We start from the raw sequence: 22,699 nt of genomic DNA on the forward strand, positions 1-22,699 counted from the left end.
TAAGGCGCTGGCCGGCTGGGGGCTGTCGGAGCTGGAGGACTCGGCGGTCCTGATCGTCTCGGAACTAGTGAGCAACGCCGGGCTGCACGCCAAGGTGACGCCGGAACAGATCATCGAGACCCGCTACTTCCGCAGCTCGGGGGCTCTGCGGATCGAGGTGCACGACGGTTCGCCGGACCGGCCGTGGCCTCGGCCGGCGGATCCGGAGGCAACGGACGGGCGGGGGCTGCTGCTCGTGGACGCGCTGGCGGACGAGTGGGGTGTGGCCGATCGGGGTGGGCCGGGGAAGGTGGTGTGGGCCTCGCTGTCGGTGCGGGGCGCGGCGGAGTGTGACGCGCCGGACGGGGGGCGCGGGCGTGGCTGAGCCGTCGATGAGCCCACGCATCGCCTTTCATGACGAGACGCCACGCTGCTACGCGTGCCACCGGCCCCTAAAACCGGATGAACCTCAGCGCAAGGCGTACTGGGACGCTCCGTCCGGTACCGGATCGTATGCCTTCGTGCATGAAGACTGCTTCAAAGCGATGGGACGCGAGCAGCGCCGCGTATTCCTGGGACGGAGCGGTCATGAGACCGATCCGTGAATTCCCTTGGGTGTCTTTCGTGCTCGGCGTCGCCGCCCTGAGTCTCTGGGTTGTCGCACTCGCGTCCACCGGCGGCTTGTGAACGGTCTCCTGGCTGTCCGAATGCCGACGCCTGCACCGACGCTACGGACGAACGCGGAGCCGAACGCTTCCTCGCCTTCGGCGGTACAGCCGCAGCACTCATCCGCTGCCGCGGACTCACCGATTGGAGCAACGTCTTAGGATCACTGGGCCGACGGCCCGAGCGGTGACGGTCGCCGGTTCAGGCCGAGCGGTACTGCGATGGCGCACAGGACAAGCCCGGCCCGGACAAGGCCGGTTGGGGACGTAAAGGGGGCCAGCATGGGCAAGGGCGGGGAGTCCATACCGGACGAGGAGTGGGAGCGCTTCCTTCGTGAGGCCGAGGCCGGAGACAAGGCCGCGCCCAAGGAGCCGTCCGCACGCGCCCGGATGGTGACACAGCGGCTCCAGGAGGAGGGCGGCCGGCCGGAGCCATGGCGGAGTCACCAACCGCCCCGGCGTCGGGTAGGCAAGGGCTGGTACGTGGTCGGCCTGCTGGCCCTGGTCGCCCTGCTGGTCGTGGCGCTGGATCCCGGACGGGTCACCGGATGGTTCGGGGGCGGAGACGGAAGCGCGGACGGCGCAGGCGCGCCGCTCGCCGCGGAGTCGCGGCGTCCGGACCAGGCGCCGCCGACCGGCCCGGCAGGCCAGGGACCGACCATGGAGGAGCCGTTCAGAGGCTCGCCCGCGGCGCGGTGGGCCGACGGTACGGCCGGGATCAGCGTGCCCGAAGCACGGGCCACCGGCTGGATGGACAAGAGGCAAGTCGCCCAGGCGCTGGAACAGACCCGCGACTTTCTCGCCGCGTCCAGCCTGAACTCCGGTGTGCTGCGCGGCGACCGGCCGACGAAGGCGATCTCGCTGATCAATCCCCATCAGCAGGACGTACAGGACTACCTGTCGGCCGCCTTCCGCACCCCCAGCGAGGAGAACGACCCCCTGCTGTTGTTCAGCCGGTTCGAGGACACGAAGATCCGGCTGGTCGGCGATGTGATCAAGACACGTGGACACCTCACCTACCGGGAAGGCGAGCGCGGCGCGGTCGAGGTGACCACCGATGTCACCTACGTCTATCCGTTCACACGTGCCGAGAAGGGGAGCGACGAAGTCGCCCGTACGATCGTGCGCCGCGAGATCGTTGTGAGCTGGGACGACCCGGATAAGATCATCATCGAGCCGGGCACGTTCTCCCTCGTCTCCTACAAGGTGGACACCGCCAACGGCGGCTGCGACACCTTCACCGGCTACCTCACTCCCAAGTTTGACTCAGAACTCACGGAGTCCCAGGGAGACGGCCCCGCGGTCGACCCGTACGACCGGAGCAAGTCGATGGAATCGCGTATGCGGGAGGCCGACGGCGCGGGATGCGGGACCGCCACCCGATCCTGAGCTTGTTGTTCAACGTCCGTCCTAGAAAGGGCAATTGGGGCCGCGCGCCCGACGATGACCAGTGCGACAGCCGCGCGGTCCTGGCGGGCAGACTGTGTCTATGGAGCTTCCCGCACAAGCCGTCGCGGCCACCGCGCTGATCGAAGTCGTCAGGATCTCCTTCCTCCCGGCCGAGCCGGGCACCCCGTACCCCGGCGAGGTGCTCGCCCACTGGGTCGGGAAAGAGACCGCCGACGCCTTGGCCTTGATCGAGAGCCTGCCCGGCAGCGAACAGCACCGCTGCGGCTTCTCGCCGGGCTGGAGCATCCGGGCATACGAGGAATCCCTCGACCTGCCGTTGTTCGAGGCGGCATTCTGCTTCAGGTGCCACCAGGTCCGGATGCATGGAACGGCCGTGCCGCCCGCGCTGGCCACGCAGTTCTTCGACGCGGATGCCCCGTCGGCCCAGAGCCTCCTGGTCCTCTTCCGCGAGGCGGCCCTGTGACCAGCGGGCTTCCGGATCGGAGACGATCGGAGACGACAGCCGAGAGACGGCCGAGAGGTCGCATCTGTCCCTGACGCGTGCCTGATCCGTTGCGGGGCCCGGTAGTTGTGGTGGTCCAGGTCTCCCCAAAACCCGTCGGCGCACGCGATTCTTGCTGTCCCAACGCCGCGTCGAAGGGGTCGACCCATGGTGTTCCGCAGCGAGTACGAAGATGTCCCGGCCGTCGAACTGCCCATCCACGAGGCCGTGCTCGGCCGCGCCGCCGAGTTCGGTGACACCGTCGCGATCGTCGACGGGACAGGCGGGAGGGGCGGGAGGAGTGGGACGGGCGGTGCCGGGGGCGCGGCCGGTGCGGCCGGCGGAGCCGGTACGACAGGGGCGGCCGTTACGAGCCTCACCTATGCCCAGCTCGATGTCTTCCACCGCCGTATCGCCGCCGCCTTCGCCGACGCCGGTGTGCGCAAAGGCGATGTGCTGGCCCTGCACAGCCCCAACACCGTCGCCTATCCGGCCGTCTTCTACGCGGCCACCCGCGCGGGCGCCTCCGTCACCACCGTGCATCCGCTCGCCACGGCCGAGGAACTCGCCACCCAGCTCCGCGACTCCGCCGCCCGCTGGATCGTCACCGTCTCACCGCTGCTCGACGTGGCACGGCGCTCCGCCGAACTCGTCGGCGGAATAGAGGAGATCTTCGTCTGCGACCGGGCCGAGGGCCACCGTTCCGTCCTCGACATGGCGCGCTCGACCGCGCCCGAGCCCGCCGTCACGATCGATCCGGGCGAGGACATCGCGGCCCTGCCGTACTCCTCGGGCACCACCGGCGTCCCCAAGGGCGTCATGCTCACGCACCGCTCCATCGCCACCAATCTGGCGCAGCTCGAACCGGTCATGCCGATGCGGCGCGGCGACCGTATCCTCGCCGTCCTGCCGTTCTTCCATATCTACGGGCTCACCGCCCTGATGAACGCGCCGCTGCGCCATGGCGCGACCGTCGTCGTGCTGCCGCGCTTCGACCTCGACCAGTTCCTCGGCGCCATCGAGAAACACCGCATCAACGGGCTCTACGTGGCTCCGCCCATCGTGCTCGCGCTGGCCAAGCACCCGGCCGTCGCCCAGTACGACCTCTCCTCGCTGGAGTACGTACTGAGCGCCGCCGCGCCGCTGGACGCCCGGCTCGCCGCCGCCTGTTCGGCCCGGCTGAACCTGCCGCCCGTACGGCAGGCGTACGGCATGACGGAACTGTCGCCCGGCACCCATGTCGTACCGCTCACCGCCGCGAGCCCGCCGCCCGGCGCCGTCGGCAAGCTCCTGCCCGGCACCGAGATGCGCATCGTCTCCCTGGACGATCCGGACAAGGACACCGGTCCGGGTGCCGAGGGCGAGATCCTCATCCGGGGCCCGCAGGTGATGAAGGGCTATCTCGGCCGGCCCGAGGCCACCGCCGAGATGATCGATGCCGACGGCTGGGTGCACACCGGCGATGTCGGCAGGACCGACGACGACGGCTGGCTCTTCGTCGTGGACCGGGTGAAGGAGCTCATCAAGTACAAGGGCTTCCAGGTCGCCCCGGCCGATCTGGAAGCTCTGCTGCTCACGCACGAGGCGATCGCGGACGCGGCCGTCATAGGTGTCTACGACACGGACGGCAACGAGGTGCCGAAGGCATACATTGTTCGCCAGCCCGGTGCCGAGGCGCTCACCGAGGGCGACGTGATGACGTACGTCGCCGAGCGTGTCGCTCCGTACAAGAAGGTCCGCCGGGTGGAGTTCATCGGAAACGTCCCACGGGCCGCCTCCGGCAAGATCCTCAGGCGCGAACTGAGGGACCGCGAAGACCGCGAACGCCATGAACACGAAGACCGCGAAGACCATGCGGTACGGGAGCGCCAGGCGCGTCCCCGTGAAAGGGAGAACACTTGACGGACCGGGAGAACACGTGACGGATCACGCGAGGCTGGTCGCGACCGCGCACGAGCGGGGCATCACCACCTTGACCCTGGACTCACCGGCGAACCGCAACGCCCTGTCGGCGCGGCTCGTCCGCGCGCTCGGGGACGCCCTCACCGGCTGTGCCGAGGATCCCTCGGTACGGGCCGTGCTGCTCACGCACACCGGCACCACCTTCAGCTCGGGCGCCGACCTCAAGGAACCGGCCAACCCGTACACCTTCATCGCCCTGATGCGGCAGATCATCGAACTGCCCAAACCGGTCGTGGCACGCGTCAGCGGCCATGTACGGGCCGGCGGGCTCGGCCTCCTCGGCGCCTGCGACATCGCGATCGCCGACCGTACGTCCGACTTCGCGTTCACGGAGGTACGGATCGGGGTCGCGCCCGCCGTGATCTCGCTGCCGCTCCTGCCACGGATCGAACCGCGCGCCGCGGCCCGCTACTACCTCACCGGCGAGCGCTTCGACGCGGCACGCGCGGCCGAGGCCGGGCTGATCACCGAGGCCGCCGAGGACGCGGACGCCGCGCTCGCGCCCGTACTCGACGGACTGCGCAGGGCCTCGCCGCAAGGGCTCGCGGAGTCCAAGAAACTGCTCACCGTCGGTGTGCTGGACGCCTTCGACCGGTACGCCGAGGACCTCGTCCAGCGCTCGGCCTCGCTGTTCGTGACGGCGGAGGCGCGCGAGGGCATCACGGCGTTCATGGAACGGCGGGACGCCGCGTGGGTGCGGTAGCCGCGCCCAAGCAGGACCGCGGCCGGGCCACCAGGCGGCGGCTGCTGGAGGCCGCCGTGGCCTGTCTGGCCGAGTACGGCTGGGCGGGCTCCACGGTCTCCGTCGTCGCCGAGCGGGCCGGAGTCTCGCGCGGCGCGGCGCAGCACCACTTCCCGACCAGGGAGGATCTGTTCACCGCGGCGGTCGAGTACGTGGCGGAGGAACGCTCCTCCGCGCTGCGCGCACTGGTCCCGGCCGGGCCCGGACACCGGCGCGAGGCGGTGGCGGGCATCGTGGCGCTCTGTACGGGACCGCTCTTCCGTGCCGCCCTGCACCTGTGGGTCGCGGCCTCCGACGAGGAACAGCTACGGCCGCGAGTCACCGAGCTGGAGGCCCGGATCGGCCGCGAGGCCCACCGGACGGCGGTGGAACTGCTGGACGCGGACGAATCCGTACCGGGCGTACGGGAGACCGTCCAAGGGCTGCTGGACATGGCGCGCGGACTGGGCCTGGCGACGCTGCTGACGGACGACAGCCGGCGGCGGGAGCGGGTGGTGGCGGAGTGGTCGAGGATTCTGGACGAGGTGCTGAGCCGACGGCCGTGAGGCCGACGGGCCGTGAGACCGGCAGTCTGTGAGGCCGGCAGCGCCGCGCGTCCCGGACCTTCCGGGGCCGCGCGGCGCGTCATGCCTCATGAGGGAGCTGGTCGCCAGGACCTGTCGCCAGGACCTACTTGCCCAGCCCTTCGAAACCTTCGATCTCGCGCGGATCCCGGCCCCCGGGACCGACGTACCGGGCCGACGGACGCACCAGACGGCCCGTGCGCTTCTGCTCCAGGATGTGCGCCGACCAGCCGGCCGTACGGGCACAGGTGAACATCGACGTGAACATATGCGCCGGAACCTCCGCGAAGTCCAGCACGATCGCGGCCCAGAACTCCACGTTCGTCGCCAGCACCCGGTCGGGCCTGCGCGCGTGCAGCTCCTCCAGCGCGGCCTTCTCCAGCGCCTCGGCCACCTCGAACCGCGGCGCCGCCAGCTCACGCGCCGTACGCCGAAGCACCCGCGCTCTCGGGTCCTCGGCCCGGTAGACCCGGTGGCCGAAGCCCATCAGCCGCTCGCCCTGGTCCAGCGCGCGCTTCACATACGCGGTGGCGTCGCCCGTACGCTCGATCTCCTCGATCATCCCGAGGACACGGGAGGGCGCGCCGCCGTGCAGCGGGCCCGACATCGCGCCGACCGCGCCGGACAGCGCCGCCGCCACATCCGCGCCGGTGGACGCGATGACGCGGGCCGTGAACGTCGACGCGTTCATGCCGTGCTCGGCGGCCGAGGTCCAGTACGCGTCGACGGCCTTCACATGCCGTGGATCCGGCTCTCCGCGCCAGCGGATCATAAAGCGCTCGACGACCGTCGTCGCCTTGTCGATCTCCCGCTGCGGCACCATCGCCAGCCCTTGGCCGCGGGCCGACTGGGCGACGTACGAGAGCGCCATCACGGCGGCCCGCGCCAGATCGTCACGGGCCGTGCGCTCATCGATGTCGAGCAGGGGCTTCAGGCCCCACACGGGCGCGAGCATCGCCAGCGCGGACTGCACGTCCACCCGGATGTCACCGGAGTGGACCGGGATCGGGAAGGGTTCGGCGGGCGGCAGCCCGGGATCGAACGCGCCGTCGACCAGCAGGCCCCACACATTGCCGAAGGAGACCTGCCCGACCAGGTCCTCGATGTCGACGCCGCGGTAGCGGAGCGAGCCGCCTTCCTTGTCCGGTTCTGCGATCTCCGTCTCGAACGCGACGACTCCTTCGAGACCGGGTACGAAGGAGGGATCGATGTCGGACATCAGGCGGCTCCTCATGATGTGTGCGACGGATGGTCACCCCGGGTGGATGCCTCCGTACGGCAGCGGTCCGAGAGGCAGGAACGATAGCCTCTGGTGTACGAAGGCCACAGAGGCCCACCCCAAGATTTTGGCGAGTTCCGCTGATGCGGGGAAGCGTGATAACCGGCACACTGCCAGACTTCGTCCGCCGAGGATTGGCGGCACTCAGTGCCGGGCAAACTCGCCCCTACGGCAGGGCACACTCGTTCCTGCGGCAGGATGGCCCCGTGCCTCACGAGAACCCCGTGCCTCACGAGAATCCAGATCCCGCCGCCATGCGCGAGCAGTACCGCAGCACACCGCTGCTGGAGGCGGACCTCGCGCCCGCGCCCATGGAAGAGTTCGCCCGCTGGTTCCAGGCGGCCGTGGCCTGCGGTCTGTACGAGCCGAACGCGATGGTGGTCTCGACGGCGACGCCCGAAGGCCGTCCCTCCTCCCGCACGGTGCTGATGAAGGCCTACGACGAGCGCGGTTTCGTCTTCTTCACCAACTACACCTCGCGCAAAGGCCGTGAGATCGAGGCGAACCCGTATGTCTCGCTGCTCTTCCCGTGGCACCCGCTGGCCCGCCAGATCATCGTGACCGGCACGGCGGCGCGCGTCGGCCGCGACGAGACGGCCGCGTACTTCCGCACCCGCCCGCACGGCTCCCAGCTCGGCGCCTGGGCCAGCGACCAGTCGGCCCTGGTCGACTCCCGGGAAACCTTGCTCCACCGCTACGAAAGCCTCTCGACCCGCTACCCCGAGGGCGAACAGGTCCCGGTCCCGCCACGCTGGGGCGGCTTCCGCGTCACTCCGGGGACGGTCGAGTTCTGGCAGGGCCACGAGAACCGGCTCCACGACCGCCTGAGATATGTCCGCGAGCAGGCCACGGAGGGCGCGGAGAGTGCGAAGGGTACGGCGGAGGCCTGGCGGACAGAGCGGCTGTGCCCGTAGAGACGCAGAAACCCGCGGGCTCTGGTTCCTCCGAGGAGGAGCCGGCCGGACTTACCGGCGAGCCCGCGGGTCGGTGACTGCTTGGGATTTCGGCCTTCGACCCGGCCGAGTACTGCGGAGAGTACGACGGCGAGCGTTAGCCCGCAGCCACCTCACTTGTCCGGACTGAATACATCTTCCGGATCACCTCCTTTCGGTGTGCGGCACACGTTAGGCGTCCCCGCGGAGCGACTCAAGGGATTTTCGGAGATATTGACGCGCCCGGGTCGCGGCCTTGGTCCGCCGCCCGGGTCGCGGCCCGGTCCGTGCCCGGTCCGCGTGCCTGGTGTGCCCGGTGGTGCGGCAATGGCGTGCGGGGCGGAGAATTGTTCAAAGCAACGATTTCGGGGAAGCTTGTGTGTGCTGGGTCACGTTGAAGTTGAATGGCCGGACGTGCGTCAGCACAGGCGGAGACGCCCTGCAGGGGGTGCCAGGATGAGTGCTTCTCGGAGTGAGACCACCGATGCGCGAGGTCCGGACGAGCCGGAGCCCGGTGCCGGGGCGCGGGGCCCGGGGGTGGCCGGCGCTGAGGGCGAGCGGGACGGCGCCGGGTCGGATCTGCTCGCGGCTCTGCTCGACGGGATGGACGCCGCCCTCTGCGCGTTCGACGCGCAAGGCGTGATCACGCACTGGAACCGCGAGGCCGAGCGCATACTCGGCTGGTCGGCCGAGGAGGCCGTCGGACGGCGGGGCTTCGCCGGATGGGCGGTGCGGACCGCCGACGCCGACGAGGTGCAGGCACGGCTGATGGCCGTGATGGAGACGCCGGGCCGGCAGGTGGACGAGTTCGCACTGCTGCGCAAGGACGGCGGCCGGGTCCTGATCCGTACGCAGTCGGCCGGGATGCGCGGTCCCGACGGCAAGCCCGCCGGTGTGTACAGCGCGTTCAGCGAGGTCCATGAGCAGATCGATCTGGAGCGGTCCATCGCGCTCAGTGAGGCGCTCTTCGACGACGCGTCCTGGGGAGTCGTCCTGGTCGATGTCGATCTGCGACCGACCGTCGTCAACAGCTACGCGGCCCGCGCGCTCGGTTCCGGGCGTACGGCCGTGCTGGGACGCCCGCTGGGCGAGCTGGTCGTCCAGGGCGTCGAGGAGCTGGAGGCCGCGCTCCACCATGTGCTCGCCGAAGGCGCGCCGAAGTCGCCCGCCGAGCTGTGGGTCACGGTCCGTACGCCCGAGGGCGACCGGCGGCGCTGCTGGCGCAGCGGCTTTCTGCGGCTGGCGTCGCCGCTGGCGGAGGAGCCGGTGCCGCTGGGCGTGGGCTGGATGTTCCAGGACGCGACGGAGGCGAAGCTGGCCTCGCAGGAGGCGGACCGGCTGCGGTTCCGCGCCAGTCAGCTCCACCGGGCCGGGCGCGCCGCCGTCGAGTGCGAGGATCCGATGGAGGCGGCGACGGTCTATCTGGACTTCGCGCTGGCGGGCTTCGCCGATCACGCGCTGATCGATCTGGTGGCGGGCGAGCCGAGGGCGGGCTCGTTCTCCTCGGCCCCGGAGGCTCCCGTACGGCTGGTACGGGCGGTGGCGACACCGTCCGGCGGCGGGTCCGGGCCCAGTACGCAGGTGACCACCGGCGGTATACCGGTGCGGTACGCGGGCGGGCATCCGGCGCTCCAGGCGATGGACCGTACGGGCTCGGTGCGCGCGAGCGCGCCCTCGGGCTCGCCGCCTTCGCCGACATGGGCGACCTCGCGCCAGTGGCCGCCGGATTCGGTGCACGCGCTGTGTACGGTGCTGCGCAGCCGTGGCCGGTCGCTGGGCGTGGTGACGTTTCTGCGAGGTGCGAGCAGGTCCGCGTTCGAGCGTCCCGACGCGGTGTACGCGGAGGATGTGACGATCCGGATGGCGGCCTCGCTGGATCTCTCCAGGGTGCTGTCAGACTGATCTGCTGTCCGGCTGGACCGGACGGTCGGTGCCGCACGGCGCCGGGTGGCTGGGACCGCTACCCGGCGCCGACTTACAGCAGCAGACGTCAGCTGACGTTCGGCGGATGCATTCTCACCGGTTCCGTTTCCGCGTCGTTGTGCCGCAGCGCCCAGTTCTCCAGGGCGATCCGGCACGCGTGGTCGACATGGCGCAGTCCGGACAGATCCAGTTCGATCGGACGGTCCTTCGGGAGCGCCTCCAATTGCTCCAGAGTCCTGGGCAGCCTGAGGAAGGTCGCGTTCCCGGTGAACGACACCACCAGCCGGCCGCCCGTCAGTTCCCGTACGTCGAGATGGAGATGGGAGATCTCCCACGCCGTCTTGACCACCGCGAGCAGCAGCCCCAGGATCACGCCCTCGAAGAGGTTCGTGACCAGGATCGCCACCGCCGTGACCGCGAGGATCACGGCCTCGCCGCGGTGCTCCCGCCACAGCGGCACCAGATCCCGTACCGGGACCAGCTTGCAGCCGGCGTGCACCAGGACGGCCGCGAGCGCCGCGAGCGGGATGACGCCGATCGCCGCCGGCAGCAGCGCGGCGAACAGCAGCAGCCACAGGCCGTGCAGAATCCGGGAGAGCGGCGTCCGGGCGCCCGCCTGGACATTGGTGGCGCTGCGCACGATGACCGCGGTCATCGGCAGCGCGCCGAGCGCTCCGCAGACCGTGTTGCCCACGCCCTGCGCCATCAGTTCCTTGTTGTAGTCGGTACGCGGTCCGTCGTGCATACGGTCGACCGCGGCGGCGCTGAACAGACTCTCCGCCGAGGCGATCAGGGCGAAGGCGAGGACGGTGCCGATCGCGGCCACGCCCACGAGCTGCCCGAAGTCCTCGAAGCCGGGCGGCTGTATGGACTCCAGCAGTCCCTTCACCTCGACCTTGGCGAGCGGCAGGTCGAACAGCAGAGTCGCTCCGGTGGCCAGGGCGACCGCGGCCAGCGCGCCCGGGACCACCCGGACCCGTGCGGGAAGTCTGGGCCAGACCAGCAGTACGGCGACGGTGCCGGCCCCGACGAGGAACGCGGTCAGCGCCGTACCGTTGGTGACGATCTCACCGATCAGTCCGGGCAGCCCGGCTATCTTGCCGAGTCCGCCGGACGGCTGGGGGGTGTCGGCCATGGCGTACACCTGGCCCAGGACGAGCACGAGCCCGATGCCGGCCAGCATTCCCTGGACCACGGCCACCGAGATGGCCCGGAACCAGCGGCCGAAACCGAGGGCTCCGAGCGCGAGTTGCAGCAGTCCGGACGCGAGGACGATGGCGCCGAGCGCGCCGGTGCCGAACTCCTCGACCGCTTCGTAGACGAGTACGGTCAGCCCGGCCGCCGGGCCACTGACCTGGAGCGAGCTGCCGGGCAGGAAGCCCACGACGAGTCCGCCCACGATGCCGGTGACGAGACCGAGTTCGGCGGGCACACCGGAGGCGACCGCCACCCCGACACACAGAGGCAGCGCGACGAGGAAGACGACGAGGGACGCGAGTATGTCGCGCCTGAGGACACGTTGGTCCTTCAACTGGGAGAACATGAGGGTAGTTCCTAGGGGTGCGGTCCGCGCGCACGAGCGGACGTGATGGGGAGTGAGGTGGCCGGGACCGCTGTCACAGTGGTCTGAACTCCCCGCCCAGGTCGGGCCGGTGGACGCTGATGGCGCCGGTGTCCACTTCGTAGTACCAGGCGTGCAGGGAGAGCCGGCCTTCGGCGTGGCGCTCCCATACGGCGGGATAGCCGCGGAGTGTGTTGAGCTGGGCCGCGGCGTGGTGGCGTACCGCGTGCGCGAGGCCGCGGGCGGCCGGCAGCGCGGGTACGCCGAGGTCGAGCCAGCCGCGGACGGCCGGCACGGCGGACAGGTCGTCGCCGCGCACGAGTGCGCCCACGGCCCCGCAGTGCGAGTGACCGCAGACGACGATGTCGCGGACGCCGAGCACACGGAGCGCGTACTCGATGGTGGCGGCCTCGCCGCTGGGCCGCTGAGCGTCGTACCGCGGGACGATGTTGCCCGCCGTACGCAGCTCGAACAGCTCGCCGGGACGCGCGCCGGTGATGAGGGACGGGATGACTCGGGAGTCCGAGCAGGTGATGAAGAGCGCCTGTGGCTGCTGTCCCGCCGCGAGTTCGCGGAACTCCTCGTGGCGCTCCGCCACCTGGACGGAGGAGAAGGTACGGGCGTGGTCGATGAGTGACTTCATGATGGCCTGCCTCCTGCGCCCCCGGGCTCGCCGGGGCGCGGTGTGGTCGGGTCAGTGGGGGGTGGGGGCCGAGCGGGCAGCCGTACGGGCGTCACCTCTGCCGGATCGCGGCAGTTGAGGGTGGCCTACGGCCGGCCGGCGTGGATCGGCCGGAAAGACCGGTTCAGAGGGCGGGCATTCCAGGTCTGACGGTGGACTCGCGGTCCTGTCGGATTCTCACGGCTCGCCCTTTCCGTCGTGCGGTCTCTCGGTGGTGCGGTGCGGTGGAGTGTCGTCCGAACTGCCGCTCAGGGCACGGTTGTAGGCGCCCACATGGCGACAGCTCCGATGATGCAACACCGCAGGTTCCCTTACTTTGCACGAACATTACCTTCTCGTGAAAGATCAGAATTCCGCCAACCGGGGCTTTCGTGACGCAAAGTCGCGCATCGAGGGCGCGCATACGACAGAGGCCCGCGGGAGGTGTTCCCGCAGGCCTCGGGTGTCAGTTCTAACTGTTCGACTGTTCCGGACGCCGCTTCATCTGCCGTTGCTTTGGCTACTTCCGTACGTTCACTGTTCGAACAGAGCCACGGTTCAGTGACGGTAGAAGATACGATCGGCGTACTCCGTCATTACGCGGCGATTCCATTCGGTCCCACCGTCCACATTGCCCGACCGCAGCAAGGGCGGCTCGATGCCACGGTGGACGAGTTCCTCCGCGGCGGCAGCCATCATCGCCTGCATCAGGGCGCTGGTGACGACCGTGGAGGCGGGTGCGAACGGCGCCTCGATGCCGTCGGCGGTCAGCTCCGCGTCGCCCACCGCGATCCCGCTGTCGAGGACGATGTCGCAGTGGTCCTTGAGATACGTGCCCGAGTGGTTCCGGGCGGTCGTCTCCGTCGCATAGGCCACGGAGGTCACACCGATGACCGTCAGTCCCAGCTCCCGTGCGTGGGTCGCCATCTCGACGGGCAGGGCGTTGCGCCCGGAGAGGGAGATGATCACGAGTACGTCTCCGGCGGCGGCCGGGCTGGAGTCGAGCACGGCGGTCGCCAGACCGTCGACACGCTCCAGCGCGGAGCCGAGCGGAGCCGGTGTCTCGACGCCGACCGCGCCGGGCACGGCCAGCAGATTGGCCAGGGCGAAGCCGCCCGCCCGGTAGACGATGTCCTGCGCGGCGAGCGAGGAGTGCCCGGCGCCGAAGGCGAAGATCCGGCCGCCGGCGGCGACGGTGTCGGCGATGGCCCGGCCGGCCGCGGCGACATGGGCGGACTCCTCGTCCCTCACGCGTTGCAGCAGTCCGATCGCGGCATCGAAGAACTGACCGGCCAGCTTGCTCTCGCTCATTGAGGAGGCCCTCCCAGGCGTGGGGTTTCCGGGGGTTTTCGTGGGGTGTTTCCCGAGGTGTTCCCGGGAGTGTTCCCAGAGACGGGAATCTCTGTGCCGCGGATCACGTTGAGGTCTGGACCATTGCTCTGTCAATACGGCTGCTTCTCTGCCGATACGACTGCCGGACCGCCCGGCGGGTGCCGCCCGGCCGGCACCGCCCGGCTGGTTCTTCCGGCTGTTCTCCCGGCCATTCCATGGTCGCGCCACTTCGGCGTTCTCCGGCGCGGCACGGTTGTCGGTGGTATGCGTCAGAATTGGTTCAGGGCCAGCGCACGATTTATCGAGGGGCATGTATGTCCGGACTGATCGACACGACGGAGATGTACCTCCGCACCATCCTTGAGCTGGAAGAGGAAGGTGTGGTCCCGATGCGCGCCCGGATCGCGGAGCGGCTCGACCAGAGCGGGCCGACGGTCAGCCAGACCGTGGCCCGGATGGAGCGGGACGGGCTCGTGCAGGTGGCGGGCGACCGGCATCTGGAGCTGACCGAGGAAGGGCGCAGGCTGGCGACCCGCGTCATGCGCAAGCACCGGCTCGCCGAGTGTCTGCTGGTCGATGTGATCGGCCTGGAGTGGGAGCAGGTGCACGCCGAGGCATGCCGCTGGGAGCATGTGATGAGCGAGGCGGTGGAGCGGCGGGTGCTCGAACTGCTGCGTCACCCGACGGAGTCGCCGTACGGGAACCCGATCCCGGGCCTGGAGGAGCTGGGCGAGAAGACGGAGGCCGATCCGTTCCTCGACGCGGGGATGGTGAGCCTGGCGGAGCTGGATCCGGGCACCGAGGGCAAGACCGTGGTGGTACGGCGGATCGGTGAGCCCATCCAGACCGACGCCCAGCTCATGTACACGCTGCGGCGCGCGGGAGTGCAGCCCGGGTCCGTGGTGAGTGTGACGGAGTCTCCCGGCGGGGTATTGGTGGGAAGCAGCGGCGAGGCGGCGGAGCTGGTCTCCGAGGTCGCGTCGCATGTCTTCGTCGCCAAGCGCTGAGGCGGTACGGGGTACGGGGGCACGCGCGGCTTCGCGCGGTCGGCGTCACGCGGGCGACTTCGCGTAGGCGATGACGGGAGCGGTACGGGTGCGGGCGCGGGGGCGCGCCCGTGACCGGGGGCGCGCGCTTTCCGGCGGAACGGCAGCGGCGGGGCGCGTCGCGTGCCAGGCTGTCGCTGAGGCATGTGACCTGAAGGCGGCCGGGGCCCCGGCCCCACGCCCGGGGAGGGGAGCAGGGTTATGCGCCTGTGTGGGGGTGGGCACGGCGGGGACGGACACGAAGCGTCGCGGCCGTCATACGGCCTGTGTGTCCCGGGAGCGATGAGCCCGGATGTGATGCGCGAGGGCGGCTCTGTGATGCGCGAGGGCGGCTCTGTGATGCGCGAGGGCGGCTCCGGCGCCTCGCGGCGCCGGAGCCTGTCCTCCCCTTCGCTGACCCGGAGCCCCGAGCTCCCAGGGTCATTCCCCTCGGACCGTCATCCCCGAGCGGTCCGCCTCCCGGTGAAGACCTCCCCATGGTCGCGTCCGGCAATCCTTGATCGTGGTCACTCGAACGAGCGGTGTTGCTCAGGGGGAACGTGTTTTCGAACGAGAGTTCGATAGTCTGGCATGGCTGGACGTGCGCACATCGGGCCGGAAGCGGAATCCGACGGCTGACGGCCACCGACGAACACTCAGGGACGACCACTCAGACGATCACTCAGACGACCACTCAGGACCGAAGGGGGTGCCTGGACGCATGGTGCGGCGTATCGATGTGACCGGAGCGGACGGTGTACGTCTCGCTGCCTGGGAGTTTGCCGGCCCGCCCGAGCGGCATGAGGAGGCGGGTCCGGAGAGGACCTCCGGCGCCTTACTCCTCCATGGGCTCATGGGCCGCGCCTCGCACTGGTCCGCCACGGCGCGCTGGCTCGCCGAGCGGCACCGTACGGTCGCGCTCGACCAGCGGGGACACGGTCTCAGCGACAAGCCGGCGGAAGGGCCGTTCACCCGTGAGGCGTATGTCGCCGACGCGGAGGCGGCGATCGAACAGCTCGGGCTGGCGCCCGTGACGCTCATCGGCCACTCGATGGGCGCGCTCACCGGATGGCAGCTCGCCGCCAGGCGTCCCGATCTGGTCCGGGCCCTGATCATCTGCGATATGCGGGCCTCGGCGCTGGGCGTGGCGTCCCAGCGGGAGTGGAGCGACTGGTTCCGGTCGTGGCCCGTACCGTTCGCGACGCTCGCCGACGTACGGAAGTGGTTCGGCGAGGACGATCCCTGGGTGGAGCGTCCCACACCCGCGCGCGGCGAGTTCTTCGCCGAGGTGATGACGGAACGCGCGGACGGCTGGCATCCGGTCTTCTCCCGCCACCAGATGCTCACGGCCCGGGAGACCTGGGTCTATGACGCCCACTGGGAGGAGCTGGCCCAGGTCCGCTGCCCGACGCTGGTGGTCCGCGGTCTGGACGGCGATCTGGGGCGCGCGGAGGCCCAGGAGATGGTCCGGGTGCTGCCTCGCGGCCAGTACGCGGAGGTCACGGACGCGGGACATCTGATCCACTACGACCAGCCGGAGGCCTGGCGGGCGGCGATCGAACCGTTCCTGGAAGGCGTGCTGACCTCATGAGAGACGGTCCGGCACGGAGCGTACACGCGCCGGACCGCTCAGCCGGCCAGCGGGCCCGCCCGCCTGGGACGCTCGGCCCGCCCAGGACCGTTCTGCCTCGGACCGCTCAGCCCTTGCTGACCGCCGTCAGGATCTCCGGCAGCCGGGCCGCCGTGCGCGGCGCCGCCAGCCGCAGGCCCAGGGCCGCCGTCAGCGCGCCGTACACCGTGCCCACCGGGAACAGCAGCCAGGTCCAGCCGTCGGCGCCCGCGACATGGAGCCAGATCGTCACCGCGATCACCGGCGCGCAGATCAGGGCCGCGCCGATCATGCCGCCGAAGATGGAGATCCAGGCGAGACCGGCCTGTCCGGGCGCGACGTTCTTGTAGCCGCTGTCCTGCGGTATCGAGTACGGGAAGCGGGCCGAGGCCACCGCGCCCGTCGCCAGCATCGCGCCGAGCAGCGCGAACGACAGGCCCAGCGCCTCCGGCAGGGCGTGCCAGTCGCCCAGCAGGGCGGCCGTCGCCACGGTCACCACGGTCGAGTACGGCAGCGTGATCACCAGCAACGCCAGGGCGCGGGCGCGCAGTTCGAGATAGGCGTCCCGTGTCGAGGAGATCGTCAGCGCCACCATCCAGAAGGCGGAGGTGTCCTGGCCGAACTGGTTGTACATCTGGATACCGAGCATCCCGGCCGCGAAGCACGCGAAGTAGATCGTGCCGCGGCCCTGGAGCGCGTTGAACAGCGGCACGATCAGACCGATGGCCAGCGAGGTCACCCACGCGGCTTTTGTCTTCGGATCGCGCCACACATAGCGCAGACTGCGCAGCATCACCGTGCCCGTACGTCCCTCGGGCAGCAGCCGTCCCAGCCGTCCCGCCGCCGACATGGACTCCTTGCGGGACGGTTCCGCCGCCGCGAGCGTCGAGCCGTCCGGCGACGTCATCAGCTTCACGAGCGACCGTTGCCATACGTAGAGCAGCGCCGCCAGCGCACCGGCGGACAGCAGCAGTTGCGCCGCGGCCGTGCCGTACGCGCCCTCGCTCGCCGAGTCCACCGCGCCGATCGCGGACGCGGGCGGCACCCACCGCAGGATCTCCGCCGTCGGATCGAGCGCCGAGAGCCCGCCCGCGTCGCCGAGCCGCTGCGCGCCGAAGTTGACGACCTGGATGCCCACCGCGACCACCAGACCGCTCAGCACCGCCAGATCGCGGCCCTTGCGCGAGGTCAGCAGCCGGATATTGGCGGTCGCGACGGCCCGCGCCAGCGCCACACAGATCAGCAGCACCAGCGGTACGGCGAGGACCGCCACGGCGGTGGCCGCCGCGCCGTGTCCCACCGCGACCGCCGAGCCGACCGCCAGACAGAGCGAGGACAGCGGCCCGAGGCCCACCAGCGACGCCACCAGCAGCGCCCTGACCAGCGGTCGCGGTCGCAGCGGCAGCATCACCAGCCGCGTCGGGTCCAGCGTCTCGTCACCGCCCGGGAAGAACAGCGGCATCACCGCCCAGCCCAGCGCCAGCACGGCGGCCAGCAGGACCACGACCGTGCCCGCATGATCGTTTCCGCGCAACAGCACCAGCCCTAGGAGCTGGCCCGCCGCGACCAGCAGCGCGAAGACCGCGGAGACGACATACGCGGCGGTACGGCCCGACGACTGCCGCAGGCCGTTGCGCAGGAGGGCGAGCTTCAGCCGTACGAAGACGGGCGTGAGCGCGGGAGCGCTCCGTGGACCACCTCCGCTGGCCCCGGTGGCGCGGGCGGCTTCGCCTGGCGTACCTGTCGCGTCGCCCGCCACGGCTATGGCTCCGTCCGTCCCGCTCATCGGACGCCCGCTCATCGGACGCCGCCCAGCCAGTCCAGGCTCTCGCCGGTGTCGCGGCCCTGCGCGCCGACCAGTTCCAGAAACGCGCTCTGGAGGGACGGCGCGCTGCCCCGTACCTCCGCGAGCGTGCCCTGCGCGCGGATACGGCCCGCCGCCATCACCGCCACCCAGTCGCAGAGCGACTCGACCAGCTCCATCACATGGCTGGAGAAGACGACCGTCGCGCCCGAGTCCGTATAGCGCTCCAGAACACCGCGGATCGTCTGCGCCGAGACCGGGTCGACGCCCTCGAACGGCTCGTCCAGGAAGAGGACTTCCGGGTTGTGCAGCAGCGCCGCCGCCAGACCGATCTTCTTCCGCATGCCCGTCGAGTAGTCCACGACCAGCTTGTGCTGGGCGCCCGCCAGGTCCAGTACGTCGAGAAGCTGCGTGGCGCGCTTGTCGGTCTCGGCACCGGGCAGCCCCCGCAGCCGCCCGGTGTAGCCGAGGAGTTCGCGCCCGGAGAGCCGCTCGAAGAGCCGCAGTCCCTCCGGCAGTACGCCGATCCGCGCCTTGACCTCCACGACCTCCGCCGGGTCGCGCCAGACGTCGTGCCCGGCGACCAGGACCCGTCCCTGGTCGGGTCTGAGCAGGCCCGTGATCATGGAGAGAGTCGTGGTCTTGCCGGCGCCGTTCGGGCCGACCAGACCGATGAACTGGCCCGCGGGCAGTTCGAGATCGATACCGGCGACGGCGACCTGCCCGCCGAACCGTTTCCACAGCCCTTCGACACGGACGGCGGGGACGTGAACGGCGGGGACGGCTGGGACATGAGCGGCGGGGACGGAGGGCGGCGACGTCCCCGCCGCGCCCGTCACTCGGCCTGCGCCGTCCGTCTCCGCCCTGCCCGTCTCGGCCGTTTCGGGTGCCGCCTCCGCCGCCTCCGCCGCCTCCGCCGCCTCCGCCCCGTCCGCCCTGGCGGCTTGCGGCCTTGGTGCGTCTTCCCGTGCCTGGTCCGGCATCGCGTACTGCCTTTCGGTGTCCGTACTGCTAGGGCACCACCCTACGTACGGCCTCCGTACCGCGTACCACGTCCGTACCGCGTACCGCCTACGTACGGCGCGTGCGCAGCGCGGCGGCCTCCCGCCCGCACGCGTACGCCAGCGGGCTCATCAGCTCGTCCACATCCGGCAGCCAGCGGTTCGCGAGCGTGGGCCGGCGGGCCCACTGCACCGCGCCTCTGCCGCCGATCCGCGTCGGCGGCGCCGCCACGTAATGTCCCTCGCCGCGCGCGATCAGATCGATCGCCTCGCGCGCCCAGCCCTGCCGCCGTACCAGCCCGTCCGTCTTCGCCGCCGCGCCGGGCAGGACGAAGAACAGCATCCGCCGGTCCGGAGTGCAGGTCACCGGCCCGAGCGTGACATTCATCCGCTCCATCCTGGCCAGCGCGAGGAAGCCGGCCGACTCCGGTACGTCGAGCGCGTCGAAGGTGCGTCCCGTCGGCAGCAGCACCGACGCCTTGGGCTGCCTCGACCACAGCGCGCGCGCCTCGGCGGCGCTGCCCGTCGCCTGTGTCGGCCATCCCGGTCCTGTCGCGTGCGCCCCCGGCGACGGGCAGTCCATCCGGCCGCACGAGCACCTCTCCGCGCCGCCCACCGCCTCCAGCCAGGTGCCGGGGAACACGTCCCAGCGCCTCTCTTCCGTGTACCGCACCGCGCTCTCCAGCAGCAGGTCGCTCCGCTGCTGAGGGATTCGCGCGGCGTCCCTGACTCCGATCGTCTCTTCCACGCACAGCACAACTCCCGCCGTCACCACGGGTTACGGGCGCACGGCGCGGCACCGCGGGAGGCCGAAACCGCATGTGGGGCGCATCGATGCATGGGCGGGGGCGCGCGTGAAGGTGTGGAGCGGTATCCGGGTAGCCACCCCCGGGGGTCCGACACCATGGGGGACGCGGTGGAAGCACAAGACCGGCCCGACCGTGTTTACCGCTGTTCCGTGTTTACCGCTGTTTCCCAAGAATCATCGAATACTTCCGTTATCTCCGAACATGCGCATTCTCTGCAGATCTGCCGGGCATTGGTCACTTAGCTGATCACTGCGGCCACAGGGGGTATCCAATTGGCAGCCAGGCCTCTCGTCGCGCGCCAGCCGAACGAACGGCTCCAGGCGCTCATCCAGGAAGCCGGGTGCTCCAACGCCGGGCTCGCCCGGCGCGTCAACATGGTGGGTGCGGAGCGTGCGCTCGACCTGCGGTACGACAAGACATCGGTGGCACGCTGGCTGCGCGGACAGCAGCCGCGCGGCCGGGCACCGGGCATCATTGCCGAGGCGTTGGGCAGGAAGCTGGGCCGTACGGTCACGATCGACGAGATCGGGATGGCGAACGGCAAGAATCTCGCCTCGGGCGTCGGCCTTCAGTTCTCGCCGACCGTCCTCGGCGCGATCGAGCAGGTCTGTGAGCTCTGGCGGAGCGATGTGGGCCGCCGTGACTTCCTCTCCGGCTCCGCCGTGGCGTCCTCGGCGCTCGTCGAGCCGAGCCGGGACTGGCTGATCACGGCCGCCGATCCGGCCGTGGCGCGCAACACCGGTGCGCGGGTGGGGGATTCGGATGTCGAGGCGGTGCGGGCCATGACGAGCGCGCTCATCGATCTGGACCATCGCTTCGGCAGCGGCCATGTCCGTCCGGTCGTCGTCCACTATCTGAACAGCGTGGTGGCGGGCCTGCTCTCCGGCTCGTACCGCGAGGCGGTCGGCCGCCGGCTCTTCGCCGCCGTCTCCCGGCTGACGGAGCTGGCCGGCTATATGGCGGTCGACACCGGACAGCCCGGCCTCGCCCAGCGCTACTACATCCAGGCGTTACGGCTGGCCCAGGCGGCGGGGGACCGCGGCTACGGCGGCTATGTGCTGGCCGCGTCCATGAGCCATCTCGCGGCGCAACTCGGAAATCCGCGGGAGATCGCGCAGTTGGCGCGGGCGGCGCAGGAAGGCGCGCGCGGCCAGGTGACTCCGCGCGCACAGGCCATGTTCTACGCGGCGGAGGCGCGCGGTCACGCGCTGATGGGCGACGGCCGTACCTGTGAGGCGGTGGTGGGCCGGGCCCTGACGGCGCTGGAGCACGCGGAGGCGGCCTCCGGTGACGATCCGGAGTGGATCGCCCACTTCGACCAGGCCTATCTCGCCGACGAGTTGGCGCACTGCTACCGCGATCTGGGACAGCCGGAGGCGGCCGGCCGGCATGCCTCGGAGTCGCTGGAGGGCCATCCCGAATCCCGGGCGCGACGGCGGGCGATCGGACTGGTCCTGCTCGCCATGGCCCAGGTCCAGCAGCGCGAGGTGGAGCAGGCGTGCCACACCGGGACACGCGCGGTGGAGCTGCTGGGTACGCTGCGCTCCAGCCGGGGCGCGGAGTATCTGGACGATCTCCAGCAGCGGCTGGAGCCGTATGCCAACGAGCCGGCGGTCCGGGAGTTCGGGGCGCGGCTGGAGATTCAGGCGGCGTGAGGGCGTGCGGGCGGTTTGGGTTCCGTGCGGCGTGAGGGTTCTGTGTGAGTGCCTTACGGGCAGGTGTCGGGCCGGGGGCGTCCGTGAGAATGCCGTGCGGAGCTCGTGACCGTGCCGTGTCGAGCGTATGGCCATGACCAAGTCGGTGGCGGTACAGGTGGATTCGACCCCAATATCAGCGTCTTGAGGGGACGAGTCGTTACTGGATCCGGGCGCGTGGCAGAGGCCGCGATTCACCCGGTAGCGTGAACCGACGTTCGGTAGGTCAACACGTTCCACATGTAGGAGTCCCGGTGACGCACAGCGGACAAGGGGATGAGCCGCAGCACCCTGCCGCTCGGCCCGCGCACGAAGGCGTTGTGCTGCCCGGCGACGGCAGCGCGCCCTGGGTTCCCGGGCAGTCCGCGGACCCGCCCGCTCAGGGACCTGCGGGCGGGCAGCCGTGGGGACAGCCCTGGGGGCCCCAGGACGGCTCCCAGGAGCAGTCCGGGTACGGCGAGGTGCAGCACGGCGGGCCGCAGTCGTACGGGTCTCAGCCGGGCGCCCAGCCGTACGGACCGCAGGACGGCGTCTCGTACGGTGGCCAGCTTCCGCAGCAGCCCCCGGGCGGCCAGCCGCTTCCACAGGCCCAGGCTCAAGCCCAGGCACCGAGGTATGGACAGGGCTACCAGGAACAGGGCCTTCAGGGACAGGGGCTTCAGGGACAGGGGCACGGGCAGCCGTTCCCGCAGCAGGAGCAGCAGCAGTCGTACCAGCCGCAGGGACAGCCGCCGCGGCACGCGCAGCCGCAGCATGCGCAGCCCTTGCCGCTGCCCGCGGAGGCGCCCGCGCAGGGCAGCGCGGACGCCACGCAGTATCTGCCGCCGGTGGCCGCCATGCCGGGGATGCCTGGTATGCCCCCGATGGGGGACTCGGACGCGACGCAGTTCATCGCGCCGATCCCGGCAGGACCTGGCCATGGTCCCGGTGCGGGCCCCGGCATGATGCCGCCGGAGAACGCCGCGGAGGCCACGCAGTTCCTGCCGTCGCCCATCCCGGGCACGGGTTCGGACGCGGACGCCACGCAGTACATCGCGCCCGTACCGGCCCAGCAGGCCCCCGTGCACGCCGCTCCCGTGCAGACGCAGGCACAGTCCGCACCGGCCGCGCCTCCCGGTGCGCCGTACGGCATCAGGCCCGGCGCTCCCGGCGACCGCCAGCCGCCCGCGGAGTTCGACAGCCTCTTCCGTACGGACGCGCCCGGCGGCGGCCAGGGCGCGGACTCGACGCAGCCGCTGCCGCAGTTCGACCCGGCGCACGGACCTCA

Annotated in this window: 18 protein-coding genes and 1 pseudogene; 12 read left to right on the top strand and 7 right to left on the bottom strand. The window is 70.7% G+C overall.

The features are described from left to right. The 6 genes from GA0115259_RS02515 to GA0115259_RS02540 all read left to right on the top strand — a co-directional run. On the top strand, positions 1 to 364 hold a 364-nt coding region (locus GA0115259_RS02515; RefSeq protein ID WP_237539706.1), incomplete at its 5' end, for an ATP-binding protein. A 562-nt stretch (positions 365 to 926) separates the two neighbouring features. Further along, positions 927 to 2,033, top strand: coding sequence for a hypothetical protein (locus tag GA0115259_RS02520; protein WP_093590167.1), 1,107 nt, complete (start codon positions 927 to 929; stop codon positions 2,031 to 2,033). 100 nt (positions 2,034 to 2,133) lie between these two features. Beyond that, positions 2,134 to 2,517: a hypothetical protein gene (locus GA0115259_RS02525; RefSeq protein ID WP_093590170.1), complete on the top strand. Its 384-nt coding sequence runs from the start codon at positions 2,134 to 2,136 to the stop codon at positions 2,515 to 2,517. A gap of 186 nt (positions 2,518 to 2,703) precedes the next feature. Further along, on the top strand, positions 2,704 to 4,437 hold the full coding sequence (locus tag GA0115259_RS02530; protein ID WP_093590173.1) for an AMP-binding protein: 1,734 nt from the start codon (positions 2,704 to 2,706) through the stop codon (positions 4,435 to 4,437). A 16-nt stretch (positions 4,438 to 4,453) separates the two neighbouring features. Then, positions 4,454 to 5,200 carry an enoyl-CoA hydratase family protein gene (locus GA0115259_RS02535; protein WP_256097885.1) on the top strand — a complete coding sequence of 249 codons (747 nt, stop codon included), beginning with the start codon at positions 4,454 to 4,456 and terminating at the stop codon, positions 5,198 to 5,200. After that, positions 5,188 to 5,784 carry a TetR/AcrR family transcriptional regulator gene (locus GA0115259_RS02540; protein WP_093590179.1) on the top strand — a complete coding sequence of 199 codons (597 nt, stop codon included), beginning with the start codon at positions 5,188 to 5,190 and terminating at the stop codon, positions 5,782 to 5,784. Before GA0115259_RS02535 ends, GA0115259_RS02540 begins: the two co-directional genes overlap by 13 nt. A gap of 124 nt (positions 5,785 to 5,908) precedes the next feature. Here the strand turns inward: GA0115259_RS02540 and GA0115259_RS02545 are convergent, their stop codons facing one another. Next, positions 5,909 to 7,021, bottom strand: coding sequence for a citrate synthase 2 (locus GA0115259_RS02545; protein ID WP_093590182.1), 1,113 nt, complete (start codon positions 7,019 to 7,021; stop codon positions 5,909 to 5,911). 314 nt (positions 7,022 to 7,335) lie between these two features. Between GA0115259_RS02545 and pdxH the strand changes: the two genes are divergently transcribed. After that, positions 7,336 to 7,995: a pyridoxamine 5'-phosphate oxidase gene (gene pdxH, locus GA0115259_RS02550; RefSeq protein WP_237539710.1), complete on the top strand. Its 660-nt coding sequence runs from the start codon at positions 7,336 to 7,338 to the stop codon at positions 7,993 to 7,995. A 474-nt stretch (positions 7,996 to 8,469) separates the two neighbouring features. Further along, positions 8,470 to 9,915, top strand: a complete 1,446-nt coding sequence (locus tag GA0115259_RS02555) for a PAS domain-containing protein (RefSeq protein WP_093590188.1) — start codon at positions 8,470 to 8,472, stop codon at positions 9,913 to 9,915. Between the two features lie 88 nt (positions 9,916 to 10,003). On the opposite strand, the gene GA0115259_RS02560 is transcribed toward GA0115259_RS02555, so the two are convergent. From GA0115259_RS02560 to GA0115259_RS02570, 3 genes are all read right to left on the bottom strand, one after another. Continuing rightward, positions 10,004 to 11,479 (bottom strand): SulP family inorganic anion transporter, encoded by a 1,476-nt coding sequence (locus GA0115259_RS02560; protein WP_093590191.1) that lies wholly within the window; start codon positions 11,477 to 11,479, stop codon positions 10,004 to 10,006. A gap of 73 nt (positions 11,480 to 11,552) precedes the next feature. Beyond that, positions 11,553 to 12,140 (bottom strand): carbonic anhydrase, encoded by a 588-nt coding sequence (locus GA0115259_RS02565; RefSeq protein WP_093590194.1) that lies wholly within the window; start codon positions 12,138 to 12,140, stop codon positions 11,553 to 11,555. A 576-nt stretch (positions 12,141 to 12,716) separates the two neighbouring features. Next, positions 12,717 to 13,469 (bottom strand): SIS domain-containing protein, encoded by a 753-nt coding sequence (locus GA0115259_RS02570; RefSeq protein WP_093590197.1) that lies wholly within the window; start codon positions 13,467 to 13,469, stop codon positions 12,717 to 12,719. Positions 13,470 to 13,804: 335 nt separating this feature from the next. On the opposite strand from GA0115259_RS02570, the gene GA0115259_RS02575 reads away from it, so the two are divergent. Both GA0115259_RS02575 and GA0115259_RS02580 read left to right on the top strand, forming a co-directional pair. Continuing rightward, entirely contained in the window at positions 13,805 to 14,497 is a 693-nt protein-coding gene (locus GA0115259_RS02575) for a metal-dependent transcriptional regulator (protein WP_093590200.1), read from the top strand. Between the two features lie 739 nt (positions 14,498 to 15,236). Further along, positions 15,237 to 16,106 carry an alpha/beta fold hydrolase gene (locus GA0115259_RS02580; protein ID WP_093590203.1) on the top strand — a complete coding sequence of 290 codons (870 nt, stop codon included), beginning with the start codon at positions 15,237 to 15,239 and terminating at the stop codon, positions 16,104 to 16,106. Between the two features lie 106 nt (positions 16,107 to 16,212). Here the strand turns inward: GA0115259_RS02580 and GA0115259_RS02585 are convergent, their stop codons facing one another. From GA0115259_RS02585 to GA0115259_RS02595, 3 genes are all read right to left on the bottom strand, one after another. Then, entirely contained in the window at positions 16,213 to 17,910 is a 1,698-nt protein-coding gene (locus tag GA0115259_RS02585) for a transporter (protein ID WP_237539707.1), read from the bottom strand. A gap of 11 nt (positions 17,911 to 17,921) precedes the next feature. After that, positions 17,922 to 18,911, bottom strand: a complete 990-nt coding sequence (locus GA0115259_RS02590) for an ABC transporter ATP-binding protein (RefSeq protein WP_237539708.1) — start codon at positions 18,909 to 18,911, stop codon at positions 17,922 to 17,924. 88 nt (positions 18,912 to 18,999) lie between these two features. Further along, on the bottom strand, positions 19,000 to 19,686 hold the full coding sequence (locus tag GA0115259_RS02595) for a bifunctional DNA primase/polymerase (RefSeq protein WP_093590206.1): 687 nt from the start codon (positions 19,684 to 19,686) through the stop codon (positions 19,000 to 19,002). A 324-nt stretch (positions 19,687 to 20,010) separates the two neighbouring features. On the opposite strand from GA0115259_RS02595, the gene GA0115259_RS02600 reads away from it, so the two are divergent. Beyond that, positions 20,011 to 21,393, top strand: a complete 1,383-nt coding sequence (locus GA0115259_RS02600) for a transcriptional regulator (RefSeq protein ID WP_093590209.1) — start codon at positions 20,011 to 20,013, stop codon at positions 21,391 to 21,393. A gap of 500 nt (positions 21,394 to 21,893) precedes the next feature. Beyond that, a pseudogene (locus GA0115259_RS41430) lies at positions 21,894 to 22,699 on the top strand (hypothetical protein); the annotation flags it as partial.

Origin of the sequence: Streptomyces sp. MnatMP-M17 (assembly GCF_900091995.1) — a bacterium.
Taxonomy (GTDB): Bacteria; Actinomycetota; Actinomycetes; order Streptomycetales; family Streptomycetaceae; genus Streptomyces.